The organism is Microseira wollei NIES-4236 (genome assembly GCF_020521235.1).
Classification (GTDB): Bacteria; Cyanobacteriota; Cyanobacteriia; order Cyanobacteriales; family Aerosakkonemataceae; genus Microseira; species Microseira wollei.
Genome location: NZ_BLAY01000538.1, coordinates 1 through 530 on the forward strand (window position 1 = coordinate 1; position 530 = coordinate 530).

Below are 530 nucleotides of genomic sequence, written 5' to 3' on the forward strand. Positions count from 1 at the left end.
AGCAATGGTAAGAATGAATCTCGTGAGAAACTCAGAAGCCTTCCAGCAAGCCAAACAGATAAATAGAGAAACTAAGAAAAAAAGAAGTGACGCATTCAACGCTGCAAGAACTGCATACAGATATTCTGATTACGACATGCAGGCTTATGCAACAATTGTCAGCAATCGCTCAAAATGGATAGCTCAACTGCTTGACTCAAATACCCAACAAGTTTTAGCCACTCGCGCTTTTAGAGCCAGCGAAAAAGTCATGTTTGGGCGAGCCAAAAAGGTTCGCTATAAAGTACCTTCTAGATTTAGAAGCGTTGAAGGCAAAACCAACAAGCAAGGAATTAGGTGGAAAAACGACCAGCTAGTTTGGGGTAAATTAACCCTAACCCCTGATATTGATGATCAAAACCCTGTCATCCAACATGGCTTAAATCATCCGGTAAAATACGTTCGCCTTCTGTGGCACGCCAGATGCTCCACTTGGGGGAACCCCAAGACCGCACTGGCTCGAGAACTCAATGGTAATCAGCGCTGGTATG

The 530-nt window shown here is 44.0% G+C and carries 1 pseudogene; it reads left to right on the plus strand.

The window, feature by feature from the left end:
* Positions 1 to 13 precede the first annotated feature (13 nt).
* Positions 14 to 530 (plus strand): annotated as a pseudogene (locus tag MiSe_RS49760) (RNA-guided endonuclease TnpB family protein); the annotation flags it as partial.